The sequence below is a fragment of the Alkalibacterium sp. m-11 genome (assembly GCF_054658155.1).
Map to the genome: position 1 here is coordinate 1 of NZ_BAAGIR010000623.1, position 251 is coordinate 251.

Here is a 251-nt window from a genome sequence, read left to right on the forward strand (position 1 = left end):
TTTTACCTTTGCTGGAGACATTTGACAAGAAAAAAAGCAATGTGATCCAGCAGTGTATTCACGTCTGCTGGATCACATTGCCTTTTTTCGCCTCTTTTTTATCGGTATAGAATGCTTTTCTACAATTTTGCAAAAGGCGTGCGCGTTCCGCTTTTCTCACAGTTCGCGCAGGCATATGTTTTCTGGAAATGTCTGTGGTTTTCAACTCTCGCCGGGATAAATTTAACTTCCTGACGGATGAGTTGTGTGCT

General features: G+C 42.2%; 1 protein-coding gene. It reads right to left on the bottom strand.

The genetic code is table 11. The features are described from left to right. Positions 1–119: 119 nt before the first annotated feature. Complete coding sequence (locus tag ACYQ2O_RS13730; RefSeq protein ID WP_459796877.1) at positions 120–239, bottom strand: IS66 family transposase zinc-finger binding domain-containing protein; 120 nt, start codon at positions 237–239, stop codon at positions 120–122. Positions 240–251: the final 12 nt, after the last annotated feature.